The organism is Nitrosopumilus cobalaminigenes, assembly GCF_013407145.1.
Taxonomy (GTDB): Archaea; Thermoproteota; Nitrososphaeria; order Nitrososphaerales; family Nitrosopumilaceae; genus Nitrosopumilus; species Nitrosopumilus cobalaminigenes.
The window spans coordinates 1482945-1498813 of the sequence record NZ_CP026993.1; the positions used below are offsets into that span (position 1 = coordinate 1482945).

At 31.1% G+C, this 15869-nt stretch carries 21 protein-coding genes; 15 read left to right on the forward strand and 6 right to left on the reverse strand.

Features of this window, described 5'->3' with window-relative positions; translation table 11 throughout:
* Positions 1 to 20 precede the first annotated feature (20 nt).
* Positions 21 to 536 (forward strand): NUDIX hydrolase, encoded by a 516-nt coding sequence (locus C5F47_RS09100; RefSeq protein WP_179360750.1) that lies wholly within the window; start codon positions 21 to 23, stop codon positions 534 to 536.
* On the opposite strand, the gene C5F47_RS09105 is transcribed toward C5F47_RS09100, so the two are convergent.
* Positions 537 to 1517: a phosphate signaling complex PhoU family protein gene (locus tag C5F47_RS09105; RefSeq protein ID WP_179360751.1), complete on the reverse strand. Its 981-nt coding sequence runs from the start codon at positions 1515 to 1517 to the stop codon at positions 537 to 539. It lies immediately after the preceding gene.
* Positions 1518 to 1582: 65 nt separating this feature from the next.
* Between C5F47_RS09105 and C5F47_RS09110 the strand changes: the two genes are divergently transcribed.
* From C5F47_RS09110 to C5F47_RS09150, 9 genes are all read left to right on the forward strand, one after another.
* The gene (locus tag C5F47_RS09110; protein ID WP_179360752.1) at positions 1583 to 2494 is read left to right on the forward strand and encodes a pantoate kinase; all 912 of its coding nucleotides are present in this window, start codon (positions 1583 to 1585) and stop codon (positions 2492 to 2494) included.
* Between the two features lie 5 nt (positions 2495 to 2499).
* Positions 2500 to 3264: a 4-phosphopantoate--beta-alanine ligase gene (locus tag C5F47_RS09115; protein ID WP_179360753.1), complete on the forward strand. Its 765-nt coding sequence runs from the start codon at positions 2500 to 2502 to the stop codon at positions 3262 to 3264.
* A complete protein-coding gene (gene panB / locus C5F47_RS09120) occupies positions 3257 to 4096 on the forward strand; it encodes a 3-methyl-2-oxobutanoate hydroxymethyltransferase (RefSeq protein WP_179360754.1) in 840 nt (279 codons plus the stop codon). Before C5F47_RS09115 ends, panB begins: the two co-directional genes overlap by 8 nt.
* On the forward strand, positions 4086 to 5336 hold the full coding sequence (coaBC, locus tag C5F47_RS09125; protein ID WP_179361840.1) for a bifunctional phosphopantothenoylcysteine decarboxylase/phosphopantothenate--cysteine ligase CoaBC: 1251 nt from the start codon (positions 4086 to 4088) through the stop codon (positions 5334 to 5336). Before panB ends, coaBC begins: the two co-directional genes overlap by 11 nt.
* A 47-nt stretch (positions 5337 to 5383) precedes the next feature.
* Positions 5384 to 5512, forward strand: a complete 129-nt coding sequence (locus tag C5F47_RS09835; protein ID WP_281361081.1) for a hypothetical protein — start codon at positions 5384 to 5386, stop codon at positions 5510 to 5512.
* A gap of 26 nt (positions 5513 to 5538) precedes the next feature.
* Entirely contained in the window at positions 5539 to 6345 is an 807-nt protein-coding gene (locus C5F47_RS09135) for a methyltransferase domain-containing protein (protein WP_179360756.1), read from the forward strand.
* Between the two features lie 12 nt (positions 6346 to 6357).
* Positions 6358 to 6843, forward strand: coding sequence for a hypothetical protein (locus tag C5F47_RS09140; RefSeq protein WP_179360757.1), 486 nt, complete (start codon positions 6358 to 6360; stop codon positions 6841 to 6843).
* 62 nt (positions 6844 to 6905) lie between these two features.
* On the forward strand, positions 6906 to 7055 hold the full coding sequence (locus C5F47_RS09145; protein ID WP_179360758.1) for a hypothetical protein: 150 nt from the start codon (positions 6906 to 6908) through the stop codon (positions 7053 to 7055).
* 43 nt (positions 7056 to 7098) lie between these two features.
* Complete coding sequence (locus C5F47_RS09150) at positions 7099 to 7377, forward strand: hypothetical protein (RefSeq protein WP_179360759.1); 279 nt, start codon at positions 7099 to 7101, stop codon at positions 7375 to 7377.
* Here C5F47_RS09150 and C5F47_RS09155 read toward each other — a convergent pair.
* Positions 7374 to 8342, reverse strand: coding sequence for a hypothetical protein (locus C5F47_RS09155; RefSeq protein ID WP_179360760.1), 969 nt, complete (start codon positions 8340 to 8342; stop codon positions 7374 to 7376). The two genes, C5F47_RS09150 and C5F47_RS09155, sit on opposite strands and share 4 nt — an antisense overlap.
* A gap of 507 nt (positions 8343 to 8849) precedes the next feature.
* On the opposite strand from C5F47_RS09155, the gene C5F47_RS09160 reads away from it, so the two are divergent.
* Positions 8850 to 9161, forward strand: coding sequence for a hypothetical protein (locus C5F47_RS09160; protein WP_179360761.1), 312 nt, complete (start codon positions 8850 to 8852; stop codon positions 9159 to 9161).
* Positions 9162 to 9181: 20 nt separating this feature from the next.
* Positions 9182 to 9781 (forward strand): hypothetical protein, encoded by a 600-nt coding sequence (locus C5F47_RS09165; protein ID WP_179360762.1) that lies wholly within the window; start codon positions 9182 to 9184, stop codon positions 9779 to 9781.
* 36 nt (positions 9782 to 9817) lie between these two features.
* Here the strand turns inward: C5F47_RS09165 and C5F47_RS09170 are convergent, their stop codons facing one another.
* Positions 9818 to 10000: a hypothetical protein gene (locus tag C5F47_RS09170; protein WP_179360763.1), complete on the reverse strand. Its 183-nt coding sequence runs from the start codon at positions 9998 to 10000 to the stop codon at positions 9818 to 9820.
* A 363-nt stretch (positions 10001 to 10363) separates the two neighbouring features.
* Between C5F47_RS09170 and C5F47_RS09175 the strand changes: the two genes are divergently transcribed.
* Positions 10364 to 10765 (forward strand): hypothetical protein, encoded by a 402-nt coding sequence (locus C5F47_RS09175; RefSeq protein ID WP_179360764.1) that lies wholly within the window; start codon positions 10364 to 10366, stop codon positions 10763 to 10765.
* On the opposite strand, the gene C5F47_RS09180 is transcribed toward C5F47_RS09175, so the two are convergent.
* The gene (locus C5F47_RS09180; protein ID WP_179360765.1) at positions 10755 to 11819 is read right to left on the reverse strand and encodes a M24 family metallopeptidase; all 1065 of its coding nucleotides are present in this window, start codon (positions 11817 to 11819) and stop codon (positions 10755 to 10757) included. The two genes, C5F47_RS09175 and C5F47_RS09180, sit on opposite strands and share 11 nt — an antisense overlap.
* A 71-nt stretch (positions 11820 to 11890) precedes the next feature.
* Between C5F47_RS09180 and C5F47_RS09185 the strand changes: the two genes are divergently transcribed.
* The gene (locus C5F47_RS09185; protein WP_179360766.1) at positions 11891 to 12904 is read left to right on the forward strand and encodes a tRNA (5-methylaminomethyl-2-thiouridylate)-methyltransferase; all 1014 of its coding nucleotides are present in this window, start codon (positions 11891 to 11893) and stop codon (positions 12902 to 12904) included.
* A 73-nt stretch (positions 12905 to 12977) separates the two neighbouring features.
* Complete coding sequence (gene sepF, locus C5F47_RS09190; RefSeq protein ID WP_179360767.1) at positions 12978 to 13256, forward strand: cell division protein SepF; 279 nt, start codon at positions 12978 to 12980, stop codon at positions 13254 to 13256.
* Here the strand turns inward: sepF and C5F47_RS09195 are convergent.
* Together C5F47_RS09195 and psmB are read right to left on the reverse strand one after the other, a co-directional pair.
* On the reverse strand, positions 13248 to 15188 hold the full coding sequence (locus C5F47_RS09195; protein WP_179360768.1) for a beta-CASP ribonuclease aCPSF1: 1941 nt from the start codon (positions 15186 to 15188) through the stop codon (positions 13248 to 13250). The two genes, sepF and C5F47_RS09195, sit on opposite strands and share 9 nt — an antisense overlap.
* A gap of 7 nt (positions 15189 to 15195) precedes the next feature.
* Positions 15196 to 15828 carry an archaeal proteasome endopeptidase complex subunit beta gene (psmB, locus tag C5F47_RS09200; RefSeq protein WP_179360769.1) on the reverse strand — a complete coding sequence of 211 codons (633 nt, stop codon included), beginning with the start codon at positions 15826 to 15828 and terminating at the stop codon, positions 15196 to 15198.
* Positions 15829 to 15869: the final 41 nt, after the last annotated feature.

Genomic DNA, 15869 nt, shown 5'->3' on the forward strand with positions numbered 1-15869 from the left:
AATGATATTTCATATTCAATATGAAAGAAACAAAGATCTATGAAGGAAAAATTTTAGGTCTTAGTGTTTATGATGGAAAAATAGAAGGTAGAAAAGTCAAACGTGAAGTTATTAAACATAGGGGAGCTGCAGCAATGCTTGCTTTTGACGAAAACAAAAAAATTATTCTAGTTAAACAACATAGATTTCCACATGGGTATGTTCTAGAAATTCCTGCTGGAACACTAGAAAAAAAAGAAGAGCCAATAAAATGTGCATTTAGAGAATTAGAAGAAGAAACAGGATATAGGGCGAAAAAGATGACTCCTTTGATTACGTATTATCCGTCAATTGGTTATAATGCAGAGATAATTCATTGTTTTGTAGCCTCAGGATTAAAGAAAATTTCAGATTTGAAACTAGATGAGGATGAGATTTTATCAGTTGTAAAAATGGATTTCAAAAAGGTACTATCTATGATTAAAACAGGTAAAATTCAGGATTCAAAAACAATTTGTGCAATTTTGACTTATGCTGCAAAGAAAAAATTGTATTAATTATTCATTGTAAATAGGCTGTACTAGATCAGCTACATCAGCCCAAGATTGTGCAATTCTTTCAAACATGTATACTAAATCAAGAAAATCCAATGGGATTTGTTTTTTAGTACCCAAGCTGGTTCTGAGCAAACTAAGTTTATCTTCGTATTGTTTATGCATAGAAATAGCTTCAATAGCTAAAAATCTATCAGGTTTTGTAAATGCATCAATAGATTTTTCTGCAAGTTTATTAAAATCTCTAACTACATCATAGATTTTCTTTGAATATTCTTTTGATAGAGAAAAATTGAAAATAAAATTTGATAATTCAACAATTGAATCTCCTGCATTTTCCAAAACATTAGCAGCAACTCTGTAATCTAACACATCTATATTTTCTAAATTAAATACATTAGCTAACCTCTTATCAACAAGAGTACTTCGAATTAAACGAACAAGTAAGAAATACTGTCTGTTTACTTCAACATCCCGATTTGATAAAGTTTGCAAATTTGATTTGTCATCAGAAATTAATCCAGTTAATACATCATCATACATACCAAGTGCAATAGAACTCATTCGTTTGAGAATTTTTGCAGGATTAAGAGTTGTGGCATCTAAAAGGAATTGCATGTTAATATGAGATGCATCCTCTTCAATTATTTCCATACCAACTAAACGTCTCATTGAATTACGTATTTCTTCTCTATCTTTTCCAGGAATAATTGATTTTGAATTAATTTCTATTACATCATATCCTAACAAATAAGCTCCTGTAATGTTTGCAACAATATTTTCTTCTTTAGGTAATGGATAAGAAATCACAAGTTCTTTTGTAGGTCTAGTTTCTTTATTTGCAGAAATAGAAATACTATCTTGACCAGTTTCAAGTTCTACTTGGCTACTTTTATCAAGATTATTTGCATCAACCCATTCTTTAGGTAATGACACTAAGATACTACTTCCAATTCTTTGTAGGCGTCGAACAAATTTAGTCAATTTATACTAGTTTAATTAATTTAAGCCATATTCTTATATTTTGTGTAAAATTTAAACTCAGATCAATGGAGGCAAAAGCATTTTGTCCAGCACATATCACAGGTTTTTTCAAAGCCCATTTAGATGGTAATCAAAATAATTTAGAAAATTTAGGCTCTATGGGGGCAGGTTTTTCAATAAAACAAGGTGTTACTACAAGAGTAAAAATTCAAAATAGAAAAGATCAAAAAACTAATTTTAAAATTACAACAAATGGGTATCAATCAGATAAAACGGATGTTTCTGAATTTGTATTAAATGAATTTTTAAAACTAGGAGAATTTTCAAACAACTTTTTTGAAATAGAGCATAACATATCAGTTCCAGTAGGATATGGTTTAGGTTCTAGTGGAGCTGTTGCATTATCATTATCATATGCATTAGATGAAGCTCTCCAAACTAAATTAGAAAAAACAGTAATTGGAAAAATAGCGCATAACGCAGAAGTTAATTGTAAAACAGGTCTAGGAGATGTTTTAGCATCATATCATGGAGGATTTGAAATTCGTGTTAAACCAGGAGCTCCAGGTATAGGTCATGTTGAAAAAATATCAACAGAAAAAATATCAATCATCATGATTTGTTTTTCTCCAATTTCTACAAATAAATTCATCAAAGAACAATTATCTCAAATTAATGGATTAGGAGGAAAAATGGTAAATCGATTATTAGAATCAAAAAATTATGAAAATTTTCAAGATATGTCATTAGAATTTGCAGAATATGTCAACGTAATGACTCCAAGAATGCAAAAAGTGGTAGAAGAGTTATCAAATAAAAATATTAAATGTGGTATAGCTCTTTTTGGTGAAACCATTTTTTCAATGGTACCACAAAAAGAAGAAGCCAATGTAGTAGAAATTTTACAAAAATATTCTGATGGAATAATAATCCAATCAGAATTAGATGATAACGGAGCAAGAGTTCTCAATAATTAATAATCATGCCATTAATTCCAAAATCTCATCCAAGAGTAAAATCATTATTAATTCGTGAAAAATTAGTTAATGGATTTGATAAAGGATTAGTAGCTAAAGAAGGACTTTTGGCTCAAGGCAGAGGTGAAGCTTTTGATTATCTACTGGGAGAAAAAACAAACAAATCTGCATCACATGCAATCAAGGCTGCTGCAGCACAATTGCTTGTAGCAGAAATGCCTGTAATTTCAGTCAATGGAAATATTGCGGCACTGTGTCCAAAACAAATTGTCAAACTATCAAATCAGATTAAAGCCAATCTAGAGGTGAATCTATTCTACACTAATGAAAAAAGAAAACAGGCAATTGTTAAAATTCTCAAAAAAAACGGTGCAAATAAAATTTTAGGTACAAAAAGTACTTCATCTAAAAAACTACCAGGAATTGATTCAGCAAGACGAATTGTAGATAAAGATGGAATTTTTGTAGCAGATGTTGTAGTGGTTCCATTAGAAGATGGGGACAGAACTATGGCCCTTAGAAAAGCAGGAAAAACAGTTATCACAATTGATCTAAATCCACTTTCAAGAACCTCACAGACTGCAAATATTACAATTGTGGATAATGTAACAAGAGCAATTGATTTGTTAATTAATGAATCAAAAAAACTTTCAAAAAAGAATCAAAAAAGTCTTTTAAAAATTATTAATGAATTTGATAATAAGAAAAATCTTAGAGAGAATGTAATTCAAATAAAAAATAATTTAACAAGGAGAGCAAAAATTGCATAAAACTGTTCAGGATATAATTAAAATGAAAAAAGAAAAGAAGAAAATTTCAGTTATAACAAGTTATGATTACACTTTAGCTTCATTATGTGATAAAGCAGGTATTGATGTACTGTTAGTAGGAGATAGTGCTGGAATGGTAATGCTAGGATATGAAAATACAGTTCCTGTAACTATGGATCAAATGTGCATGTTTACAGAAGCTGTTAGTAGAGCAAGAAAAGATTCCTTACTTGTCTCAGATTTACCTTTCATGTCATATCAAGCAAGTATTGAAGATGCCATAAATAATTCTGGTAGATTAATCAAAGCTGGTGCAGATGCAGTAAAACTTGAGGGAGGATCAATAATGGCTGAAACAATTAGTGCTATTGTAGATATAGGAATTCCAGTTATGGGGCATATTGGATTACAGCCTCAAACTACAATGTTATCAGAAGGTTACAAAGTTCAAGGTAAAACAAAAGACTCTGCAATGAAGTTAATTGAAGATGCAAAAGAGCTTGAAGATGCAGGAGTTTTCAGTATTGCTTTAGAAATGGTTAGTCATGAAGTCGCTCAAATAATTTCTGAAACAGTTAGTGTACCAGTTATAGGAATTGGTTCAGGAGTAAATTGTGATGGTCAGGTACTTGTCGTTCAAGATTTACTAGGTATGTATGACAAAATAAAACCAAAATTTGCAAAAAGATACATGAATTTGTCTGAAGATATTGTAAAATCACTTGAAAATTATCGAAGTGATGTAGAGTCTGGTAAATTTCCAACTAAAGAAAATTCATTTTCAATGAATGAGGAAGAACTAAAGAAATTACGTGAACAACTTGGTAGCTAAAAAGAAAATTAACAAGAAAGACCATCCATCTTTGGATATAGTTAGCTCACATGGGGTTGAATTATCTGGGAAAAAAATTGTACTTTGTGTTGCAGGTAGTGTTGCAGCATACAAAGCAATAGAACTTGCAAGATTACTAATGAGACATGGTGCAGATGTCAAATGTGTAACAAGTAACGCAGCTACAAAATTAATTCAGCCAGAATATTTCAAATGGGCTACAGGAAATGAAGTGATCACAAAACTAACTGGTGAATTAGAACACATTAGATTAGCAGACTATAATCAATCAGATCTAGTAATAGTGTATCCTGCAACTGCAAATACATTAGGAAAATTAGCAAATGGGATTGATGATACACCTGTATCAACAGTATTAACAGTGGGTTTTGGTTCAAAAATTCCAATTTTGATGTGTCTTGCTATGCATGCATCAATGTATGAAAATTCAGCAGTCAAAAAAAATATTAAATTTTTAGAAAATAAAATTGAATTTCTTTCCCCTAAAATGATAGAAGGTAAGGCAAAATCACCAGAACCTGAAGATGTTTTAGAAAACGTATTAAAGAAATTTGGATTTTCATCTAAATTAAAAAATAAAAAAGTGTTAATGACTGCAGGACCTACAATAGAATACATTGATCCTGTTAGAGTGATTACAAATTTGAGTTCTGGAAAAACAGGATCACTTTTAGCATCAGAATTAATCTCTGCAGGAGCTAAAGTAACTCTAATTTATGGTCCTGCAAATGAAGAACCACCAATGGGTGCTAAGATAATCAATGTTACAACAAACAAAGAGATGCTTGATGAAACAAAAAAAGAACTAAAGAAAAAATACGATATTGTAATTATGGCAGCAGCTGCTTCAGACTATACTCCACAAAAAACATCAAAAACGAAGATAAAAAGTGACAAAGAATCACTTGTAATTAGGCTCAAAAAAGCCCCAAAAATCATTGATCAAGTAAAAAAACTGCAAAAAGATGCCCTTCTAATTGGATTCAAAGCAGAGACGAATCTAACCAAAAATGCATTAATCAAATCTGCACAAAAAAAGATCAAAGACTCTGGTGCAGATATTATTATTGCAAATGACATTGGTAAAAAATACCAAAATAATACAGATTATAATCAAGTATTTTTTGTAGATGATAAAAAAATAACTACATCTGGTTGGAAGAAAAAAGAAAAAATTGTGAAATTTATTAGAAAAGAAATTGAAAAGAAAATAAAATGAAAAACTCTGATATTAAAAAATTAATCTCACAATATAAAGAAACTATCATGAAACAAAGAAAGAAAAATACAGACAGTTTTAGATTATCTGAAAAACTCAAAGAGATAGAACACAGATATTATCATGAAACAGGAAGAACATTAAAATCAGATTTGGGAGATTTTAAAGAAAATTGAAGCAATCTGAATATAAAAAACGAAACATGACAATCTGGAATGAAGTTGCACCAAGATATCATAAAAGATGGGCATCTGAAGATAAAGGGCCTTTTGCAAGTACCAAAAAGTTAGTAGATTTAGTTGATATCAAAAAAGGAAACAAAATACTTGATGTTGCATGTGGGACAGGTGTTGTTACAAAAAAATTAACTCAAAAAGTTGGTAAAACTGGATATGTAATTGGTGCAGACACTTCAGTTTCTGCAATAAAGATTGCAAAAAAATGGAATAGTAAAACATCCAATCTACTTTTTGTAAATGCTGATGCTGAGAATTTATCATTTAAAGAAAAATTTGATATTATTACATGTCAATATGCTTTGTTTTTTTTTCCAAATGCCTCAAAGGCTCTAAAAAATATGAGAAAAAGTCTCAAAGAATCAGGCAAACTAGGCATGTCTGTACATGGTCATAGAGATAGAGTGCCATATTTTGGAAATATTTTAGATGCTGTTACTCAGTTTATTCCAGAGTATATTCCGCCAGGAACTCCAGACTTGGATAGATATGGCACAAAAAAATCATTTAGAGATGAGGTGAAAAAAGCAGGATTTTCAAACATTATAGTAAAAGATTTTACTTTCAAGTATAGTCCAGGGAATTTTGATGATTATTGGAAAAATTATCTCAGATATGTTGCAAAACCAATTAAAGAAAAATTAAACTCACTTGATAAATCAAAAAGAAAAGAACTCAAAGAAATGATTAGAGAAAATACAAAACCACACACAAAAAGAAATGGAATTATACAATTTCCTTGGGAAGTTTTAATTTTAACAGCAAAATACTAAAAATTAAGAGAAATGGCCAAAGACAAGAAAAAGAAAGAAGAAGAAAAACCAAAAAAGAATGATTTCAAGTCATTTTTGAAAAAGAGAGCCCCAATCTATCTTGCTTTGATCGCAATGTTAGTAGTATTTGTAATTCCTGAATATACCAAAGGAACACTAGAGAAGAGTTTTCCAGAATTTTCAGCTGAAGAACAACAAGTAATAGATATTTTGATGAAATATGATGGTCCAAATAATGATGGATTGACAGTCTTAGAAGCATTGGAAAATAAAATAGAAGAAGAATATCCTAATGAAAAAATCTATGATCATAAAAAGACAGTGGTTGATTTAGTTGTGACAAATGTAGATTCTGAAGAATACAAAGTGAATTTTAATTTTAAATCACATAATGGTGAAATGAATTATGATTGGAATGTAAATGTGATTTCTGAGGAAATTTCTTCAAACAATCCAGATGCAAAATACATAATTGATTTAGTTAACTATTACGACTGAGAAATAGTTGTTTATATTAATAATTTAGACATATTTTTATTATATACACATATGTGGATATTATGAGTGTTAGAAGAAATTATGTAATAAACAAAAAACTAGATAAAAAATTCAGAGACATAGTAAACAAAAATTATACTAAAGGAAAATACAGTGAATCTATAGAACAAGCAATACGATTATGGTTACAAGTACAGAAAAATAGAAAATAAATTCGACAGATCTATTAAGGAGTAAAATGGATGTATAGGATCCATGCAGAGGGTAATTTCATTTGAAGATATAAAAAAATGGCATTATGAAGGACAACAATTAGAATTAGAATTAAATGAAAATGATTGGGAATATAGAAAGAAAATTTGTACTAAGTGTACTATTGAAGAACAAAAAAAGCTACATTGCCTTAAGGTAAATAATTTCAAAGATGGAATTCAAGAAACACATTGTGATAAACTGATTCACGCTAGAACTCAAAAAAATAAAAAAAAGATAGAAGGGTATATTGAATCGCATCCATTAAGACAAGGAACTTAGCTTAAGAATTCTCTCAAACCTTTTCTTCTAGGAATATATTTTGTGTAAAATGTTCCTGCAAGAATATGTTCTCGTGCTCTTTTCCATTCTAAATGCAATAGTTTTGTAGATATAGTTCTGCTTTCTTCGTATGTAGAACCATTTGCATCTAATTGGAAATAATGTGTTTTTGGATTCAATGTGTGTGACTCGGCATTGGGAGTTCCCCCCCATGCAACACCCATGGATACTGTATGTGCTCCATATAGAAATGAAGTTGAAACTCTAGATAGTTTATTTAGTCTACTAGGCCATCTAGATGTTATTCCAACAATATTACACCAAATATTTTTGCCATAAATTGTTCTAGACAATGCATTCCAATTGTTTATATTCTCAAGAGGTGATCTATAGATCACATTAACTTTGTCAAAGTTGTTAGCCATAACTTTATCAAGTTTCTTTTTAAATAATCCAATTGGTCTGATTCCTAAATCAATTGTTGGTACAATAATTGAATTTGGATTATCATTTCTTAGAGTTAGAATATCAATTTCAAACAAGTTTTCATCTTGATTACGATCTGTTTCATAATCAGAAATGAATTTTGATTTCAATTTTCTTTGTAACTCATGAATTATTGCTCTATCGTTTTGTGTTAAGATATTTTCTTGTGGATATTGAATATACAAATCAATTAACGCCGAAGGATATTTCATTTGTAATGAATTGCCATCTTTGATTATCTTATTTTGCACAGATGTTTTTCTGATATACTCTATGTTGTTTAATCTAACAACATTTTGAATCAGTTGAGGATTTAGTGAGTTGTGTGCATTTTCAGCGTATAACAGTTCTACTCTATTTGGAACCGTCATAGGTAATTGAATAATTTTATCCATTATCTTAACATCAATAGCATTAACACCACTAATGCCTAAACTAGGTTCTAGTTCCCTTGCAATATTTCTAACATTGATTTTCATGTCTTTTAGAAATCAATGTTTCCACGAAATACGGCAGTGAGTACAATAATTATTGATAATTATTAACTTTGAACCACATTGAGGACAATTCGGTGCCGTCAACTGAGCAAGTAATCCTACGATTGCTACGCCAAGTCCAAGTGCACTTAATGTTTCTGATTTACTCATATTTTCACCTCCTTGTACAATCTACCAGCAAATCTAGAGAATATTGGAACTGAAGAGTAAGCGTGTTAGGTATGCTCTCGACCATTTCAATGGGCTTCAATTGAGTATGGATTTCCTTATTCATTGATTTTACCTTATAAAGGGGTCACATTTTGTCATATTTAAGTATATTTCTTTCCGGTAAAACATTATATTTCCTACAAATAATTAATTATTATGGCAAATAAAACAACCGATCTAGTAAAATCTAGCAGATATCATACAACTTCTTTTGCGATAGAGAATGTGTGTTCAGATGAACAGTGAAGACATAATAACTGTCAAAGAAGGCGAAATAGTATGAGCACATTACTACAAAGTCCGGAAATGCTCAAGAGGATTAGCTTCGTAACTCATCCAAAAAGAATCCAAATTCTGAAAGAGATAGAAAATGCAGGTAGAGCAATGTACATTGCAGAAATTGCAAAAGCAATCAATGAAGAAACCCCACGAAATACATCATTCCACCTAATTGGATTATCAAAATTAGGCATAGTCGAATCTAAACTTCAAGAAATCCCAAATACAGAAAGAGCAGCTAAATTTTACAACATAACAGAAAAGGGTAAAGAACTATTGAAGAATATTGGAGAAATCCAAATTAACATCTAACCCTTTCTTTTGTTTTTATTATGACTAAACCAAGTAAAAGTACTACATACCTGTTGATCGGAATTGCAATTATCTTTGTTTTGTGGGGTTATTTTGTATTGTATGATATAGCCGATCCGTATAAAGCAAAAACAATAAAAAAAATTTCTGAACCTTATGAAGATCCTGTATATTTGATCTTTAATTGGGAAACTGAAGATCAGATTCAAGTAGGCAAGAAAATTTATTTACAAATTGAAGCAATAGGATTACCATATAACAATACTACATTACCACCTATTGAAATCACTATTGATGAAACATATTTGAATTATTGGAATGATGAAAACACAGAAAACCATGAGATCATGGATGATCCTAAATTTAGATTGGATAATTGGGAAAATGACTCTCTAAGATCTAAAGTTATTCCCTTAAGATTCATTGTTCCTGCAGATATTCCAATTGAATATTGTGATTATGATTTAAGTTCAAATTGTATTACGATTCAAAATATCATTCATCCAGCTCCGTTTGATTTAGCAGATGAGATTAAGAATTCTAGAATTTCAATTACTGCTTCTTTAGTAATTGTGGGATTGTCAAGTATTGTGGTATGGTCCAGATTTAGAAATAATTAGAAATTTGTGCCTAAAAAAAGAAAAAATGATAGATGATTAAATTTCATCGTATCTTATTTTGATTTTTAGAGGTGTCTCTAGACCTACCGGTTTTTCTTCAGCTTTTAGGGTAAATCCAATTTCTCTTGTCTCATCAGGACCTACAGGTCTATTTTCTAAGGTAATTCTAGTTTCAGTTAGTCTTTTTACTGGAATTTCTTTTGAATTTTTTTCTGTCATAATACAGATTAGACTTCATTGCTTAATAGCATATTTTCTAAAATATATTCAAATACTAGTATCAGTTTATCTGAAAATCAATTTAGAATTTAATTTCTTAATCTATGAACATGATTTTCAGGTAGTTGTCTATTGCATATGATACAGATGTACCCCATATTCATAATTGGTTTTCATATTATTTAAGAATGAAAAGTGTCAGTATTACCAAAATATTACTAGAGTATTACTCCAGGGTACAATATACACATATGTGTATATCAAAAAATGATCCCTAAATGGAATTTAATGGTACAAATTTTAGAGAGTTAATAACTCGAGTTATTAAGTCTGAGTTTAATACAACTAAAACGTAGTTATTGTATGTCAAATGGAAGACCAACTGCACAACAGCAAATAACATTACAAAATAAATTACGCAGTTATTATGAAAAAGGAATTTCAGCTACGCAAGCAGCAAGACATTGTAATATAAATCCAAAAACTGCCTGTAAATACTTTAGAGAATGGTCTAATGAAATTAATCAAACAGAATCAAAAGAGTTTGAAAATAAAATTACTGAAATGCGTTTACAACATCTAACTGTATTAGACAGACAATTAGCTGAACTAAATTATATGTTTGAGTCAGTTTATCATGGTAGAACTTTTCAAGACAAGCTAAACATTGTTAAAATGATTCTTCAAATAATGGATAGAAAAGAAAAACTATTCAAAGATATCAAAAATACGCCTAAAATTTTAAAAAAGAAGTCTAGAGAGTAACTAAATCTTTAGTAAATTTATGCATAACAATTGGTCTTTCTTTTACAATCAATGAATCTTCTATTCTTATTCCAAATTTATTTTGAATGTAAATTCCTGGCTCTACAGTTATTGCCATATTTTCTTTTAGTTTTGTATTACTTCTGTAAGAAACAGTTGGTAGTTCATGTACTTCTAATCCAATACCATGACCTGTTGAATGAATAAAGTATTGCCCATAATTTTTTTCTTCAATGTATTTTCTACATGCAGAATCAACATCTTTGCAATCAATATTTGGTTTTACAGATTTTAGACCCAGCCTTTGCGATTCTTTAACAATTTCATATGCTTCATTTGCTTGTGAAGAAATTTTTCCAAGTGCAAAGGTTCTAGTTGCATCAGAAACATATCCTTTGTATCTTAATGTGAGATCAGTTACCACAAGATCACCTTTCTTGAATTTTCTGTTTGTTACTTGTGCATGTGGAAGTGCACCATTAGGACCTCCTGCAATTATTAGTGGATTTAGTGTGGATTTGTAACCAGTGTCAAACATTTCTTGTTCCATTGCATATGTCATCAAAATTGTTTGTAATTCGGATTCTTTTTGGCCAACTTTCATCTTTTTTGAACAAATTTGGAACATTTCATCAATGATTTTGGAAGCTTTTTTGAGAATTTGGATTTCTTTTTCATCTTTGATGATACGGGCATTGTAAAATGGTTCAGTTGATGATTTTATTTTTGGTATTGATTTTTTTAATGACATCATAATAGAGTGATTTTGGCAATCAGTACAAACACTATTTTTCTTTATTTTTTTAATTACAGATGCGATCAGACCTTCTCCACGTTCAGCCGTAATTACTTCACAATCTTCAGATTCTTCTATTGCTCTTCCAACTTCTAACTCAGGTGCAATAATGGTAGTTTTTCCATTTTTTTCAAGCAATCCAATTGCTTCACCCCAAAACCCAGTCATGTAAAATAGATTTTCAGGCTCAAATGTTACCAAAGTATCACAATCGATCTTTTTGGCATATTTTAGAAGATTCTTTCTACGTTGCTTCATACAGTATATTCTTCAATTCTCAATTTATGTATGATGTAAAGTTTGTATATGGAAAATTGAACCAGATCGCAATGGCTGAAGAGAAAGAGAAGAAGAAAGTTGTTGCTTTACTATCTGGAGGATTAGACAGTCAACTAGCTGTAAGAATGATGCAAGAACAAGGATTTGATGTTTCAGCTGTTGCAATTAAAACTCCATTTTGTGATTTTGATTGTGGAAGAGGGTGTGGATTTGAAATTAGAGAAAGGGCAGATGATCTTAATGTGAATTTAAAAACAGTGTATCTTGGTGATGAATACATTGAGATGTTAAAGAATCCTAAACACGGAATTGGTGCTGGATTTAATCCATGTGTAGATTGTAGAACAATGATGTTTGATGCAGCAAAAAAACACATGGAAGATATTGGTGCAGAATTTATTATTTCAGGTGAAGTATTAGGTCAACGTCCAATGAGTCAACATGCACCATCATTACATATTATTGAAAATGAATCAAACTTGAAAGGAAAAATTGTTAGACCATTATCAGCTGGATTACTACCACCATCAGATGCTGAAAAAGATGGTTTGATTAAAAGAGAAAATCTTGGAATGATTAAAGGAAGACAAAGAAAAATTCAAATGAAAATGGCCAAAGAATATGGAATTGAAAATCCACCAAATGCAGGTGGCGGTTGTTTGTTAACAGAGCCACAGTTTGGAATTAAAGCTAAAGATTTGTTTGATCACATTGAAACTCCTACAATTAATGAAATTGATTTACTAAAAATTGGAAGGCACTTTAGATTAGATGAAAAAACAAAATTTGTTGTTGGAAGAAATAAAGATGAAAATGAAATGATTAAAGCATTAGCATTACCAGGAGATATTTTACTTGAGGCCAAAGATTATGTTGGACCAGTTTCAATCTTACGTGGTAAGAATGCAAAATCACATGTAGAATTTGCATCTAAAGTGACTTTAAGATATTCAGATGCACCAAAAACTGAACACAGTGTTGTTTCTGTTAAAAATGGAGATTTATCGGAAGAAATTAGTACAGAATGTGCAGAAGAAGAATCATACATTAAATTTAGAATGTAGGCGTGAAATTTTTAAAAAATTAGTTAAAACTAAGGAAGAGTTTTTGAGGAAGTAGATCTCATTTTCATCAAGGATGCAAAAACAAGAAAATCCCACATATTTGAAAGCCATCACTATTAGAGATATCAGTGATGTACATTCAATCAAAGAAGATATCAAAAAAGATATGATTTTGATTCTAAGAGTCACACCCTTAGCACAAAAAGATGTGGAGCAACTACGTAAAGTAGTAGAAGAGTTGTATTCAATTGCAAAAGCTGAAGATGCTGAAATTGCAAGATTAGGAGAGGAACGAATTATTGTTGCTCCATCCAGTATAAAGATCTGGAAACCTGAATACGATCTAAAATAATTTTATTGCTTCTTGAACTTGTGGATAATGAGCAGGTACTTTGTACATTCGTCTAATATTCATTGCAAGGTTTTCTGATTTACTACGTTCTCCGTGATTAACTAATACACGACGAAGTTTTGGTCTTAGTCTTTGTACAAATGACATTAATTGATTATAATCACTGTGTCCACTGAAACCATCTAGTTTTTCAACTCCACAGTTAATTGAAACGACTTCTACTTTGCCTTCTTTACCTAACATAGTGGCTTGTTTTGAACCATCAAGTACTCTTCTTCCCAAGGTTCCATTTACTTGATATGAAACAAACAATACTTTGTTCTTTTTATCAGGTGCAATATTTTTAAAATATTCCAAAACTGGTCCACCCTCTAACATTCCAGAGGTTGCCAAGATTATACATGGTGAATTATCTCTCATTGGTTCTTCCCTAGCATCTGCATGCTCAATGTTGGTAAAGTATTCTGAATCAAATGGATTATCATCAGTTTCTAGAATTTTTTGTTTAAGTTCTCTTGCAAGATATTCAGGGTATGACTCATGTATTGCTGATGCTTCAGATATCATACCTTCTGTAAATACAGGAGCTTCAACCATTTCTCCTGATTTCATGTAATGATCAATTACCATCATAATTTCTTGTGCACGACCAACTGCAGGTATTGGAATCAAAACTTTGCCTCCATCTGCTAAAGTATTGTTTACAGCATTAATGAAAGCAGATTCTACTTCTTGTCTAGATGGTTGAATATCAGTTTTCAAACCATACGTACTTTCAATCAATAATGTTTCTACTCTTGGGAAATTCCAACTAGCAGCTTCAAACAAAATACTTTTTCCAAATTTAATATCACCAGAATAAACAAAGTTATGATCACCATTTCCAATATGAAAGTGACATAATGCAGAACCTAGAATATGACCTGCATTTGCAAGTACAAGTTTGATGTCAGGTGAAATATCAGTTACAGTTCCATATGGCAAAGTAATTGTTTGTCGCATAAGCTGTTTTACATCCCGTTCTGCATAGATTGGAGTTCTACCTTGTGCAGCAGCTACTTTGATTGCATCTAATTGAATTAAATTCATCATTGGAAGTGTAGGTTCAGTACAATAGATAGGACCTTTGTATCCATATTTGCACAATGTTGGCAAAAATCCAGTATGATCCAAATGTGCATGGCCAATTACTATAGCATCAAGTTCATCAAGAGTAATGTTAAGAGAATCTAATCTTGGAAATGCATCCATAGGAGAACGAGCTCCAGGATTTATTCCACAATCAATGAGGATTTTACTTTCAGGAGTAGATAATAATAGAGAAGATCGTCCTACCTGACCAAATCCTCCAAGGGTGTAAAGAGAAACTTCTGTTCTTTGAGTTAGTCTGGGTCTGAATATTTCATCACCAACTTGTTTGAGTTGTTTACTTCGTTCAGATGATGACTGTTTTAGAGTTGCATTAATTGTTTGAATAGTACGTGAAGGGATAGTGGTTGCTTTTCTTACTCGTAATCTCCAACCTATTTTTTCAGTTACTTCAGCATGATTGAATTCTTTTGCATTTCTTTGTAGTAACCATGGTCTTTTTGCTTCAACTGATACTTCTCCAGTTGCTGTATCAAAAATAGTTCCTTGAAGATTTGCTTCTTTTGGAACACATTCTGCTAAAATTTTTCTAGCTTCTGCTTCAGGTTTTCTAATTGATTCATCAGTTCTGACAACAATTCTTTTTTTAATTATGTTAACTAGATTAGAAATTGTATCATTGTTTTCCATCAAGTAACGTGGAGAATTTGTATAAAGAGCAATTCTTGGTCCTTCGTATTCAATTTTTGTAACACTTGCCTCCTTGGGTATACTTTGCAGTATGGTGGCCATTATATTCTGGCTACTAGGAGGTAACTCTTTTTCTTGATATTTTCTTTGCATTAAATCACTAAAGTTCGATGACGGCTTTCTTTTGCTCATCGGTTAATAGACGGAAACCGTCTTTGTCCATAATTGCGACATTAATTCCATCGCCTGTACCAATGTTTCTAACTATTGCGGCTTTAACAGCTCTTAGAGCTACTTGTTTTGCTTCTTCAACTGTAAGATCTTCTCTATACTCTTCTTCAAGTAAACCATAGGCTACTGGAGAACCGCTACCAGTTGTAACATATGATTTCTCTTCAACTGAACCAAACATGTCAACATTAAACAATGAAGGACCACTTGAATCATATCCACCAAGTAAGATATCAGCCATGAATGGATATCCTCTATTTTGATGAAATATCAATGAACATAATCTTGCAAGTGAATGAATAGAAATATCACCTTGTTTTTCAACTCTGTGAAGATTAGAATGATAACGTAAGATATCTACAATATTTTGTGCATCAGCAACACCACCAGCTAAAGTGAGACCTGCGTGTTGATCAATTTGTTGAATTTTCATAGTATTGTTATTTGCAATAAAATAGCCTGCACTTGCTCTCATATCAGCACATAATACAACACCGTCTTTAGCCTTGATACCTACAGTGGTAGTCCCATGCAAAATTTTTTCTTCAACATTATTCGACAAAAAATACACCTATGATTATAAAATAAGTGGCATCTCACCCT

Bases quoted from the DNA above. Each gene is read 5' to 3' on its own strand.
- C5F47_RS09185 (WP_179360766.1), top strand. From the start codon at position 11,891: ATGGCTGAAGAGAAAGAGAAGAAGAAAGTTGTTGCTTTACTATCTGGA.
- C5F47_RS09155 (WP_179360760.1), bottom strand. From the start codon at position 8,342: ATGAAAATCAATGTTAGAAATATTGCAAGGGAACTAGAACCTAGTTTA.
- C5F47_RS09115 (WP_179360753.1), top strand. From the start codon at position 2,500: ATGCCATTAATTCCAAAATCTCATCCAAGAGTAAAATCATTATTAATT.
- C5F47_RS09835 (WP_281361081.1), top strand. From the start codon at position 5,384: ATGAAACAAAGAAAGAAAAATACAGACAGTTTTAGATTATCTGAAAAA.
- sepF (WP_179360767.1), top strand. From the start codon at position 12,978: ATGCAAAAACAAGAAAATCCCACATATTTGAAAGCCATCACTATTAGA.
- C5F47_RS09195 (WP_179360768.1), bottom strand. From the start codon at position 15,188: ATGCAAAGAAAATATCAAGAAAAAGAGTTACCTCCTAGTAGCCAGAAT.
- C5F47_RS09140 (WP_179360757.1), top strand. From the start codon at position 6,358: ATGGCCAAAGACAAGAAAAAGAAAGAAGAAGAAAAACCAAAAAAGAAT.
- C5F47_RS09180 (WP_179360765.1), bottom strand. From the start codon at position 11,819: ATGAAGCAACGTAGAAAGAATCTTCTAAAATATGCCAAAAAGATCGAT.
- C5F47_RS09100 (WP_179360750.1), top strand. From the start codon at position 21: ATGAAAGAAACAAAGATCTATGAAGGAAAAATTTTAGGTCTTAGTGTT.
- C5F47_RS09145 (WP_179360758.1), top strand. From the start codon at position 6,906: ATGAGTGTTAGAAGAAATTATGTAATAAACAAAAAACTAGATAAAAAA.
- C5F47_RS09135 (WP_179360756.1), top strand. From the start codon at position 5,539: ATGACAATCTGGAATGAAGTTGCACCAAGATATCATAAAAGATGGGCA.
- C5F47_RS09170 (WP_179360763.1), bottom strand. From the start codon at position 10,000: ATGACAGAAAAAAATTCAAAAGAAATTCCAGTAAAAAGACTAACTGAA.
- C5F47_RS09110 (WP_179360752.1), top strand. From the start codon at position 1,583: ATGGAGGCAAAAGCATTTTGTCCAGCACATATCACAGGTTTTTTCAAA.
- C5F47_RS09150 (WP_179360759.1), top strand. From the start codon at position 7,099: ATGCAGAGGGTAATTTCATTTGAAGATATAAAAAAATGGCATTATGAA.
- C5F47_RS09160 (WP_179360761.1), top strand. From the start codon at position 8,850: ATGAGCACATTACTACAAAGTCCGGAAATGCTCAAGAGGATTAGCTTC.
- C5F47_RS09175 (WP_179360764.1), top strand. From the start codon at position 10,364: ATGTCAAATGGAAGACCAACTGCACAACAGCAAATAACATTACAAAAT.
- C5F47_RS09165 (WP_179360762.1), top strand. From the start codon at position 9,182: ATGACTAAACCAAGTAAAAGTACTACATACCTGTTGATCGGAATTGCA.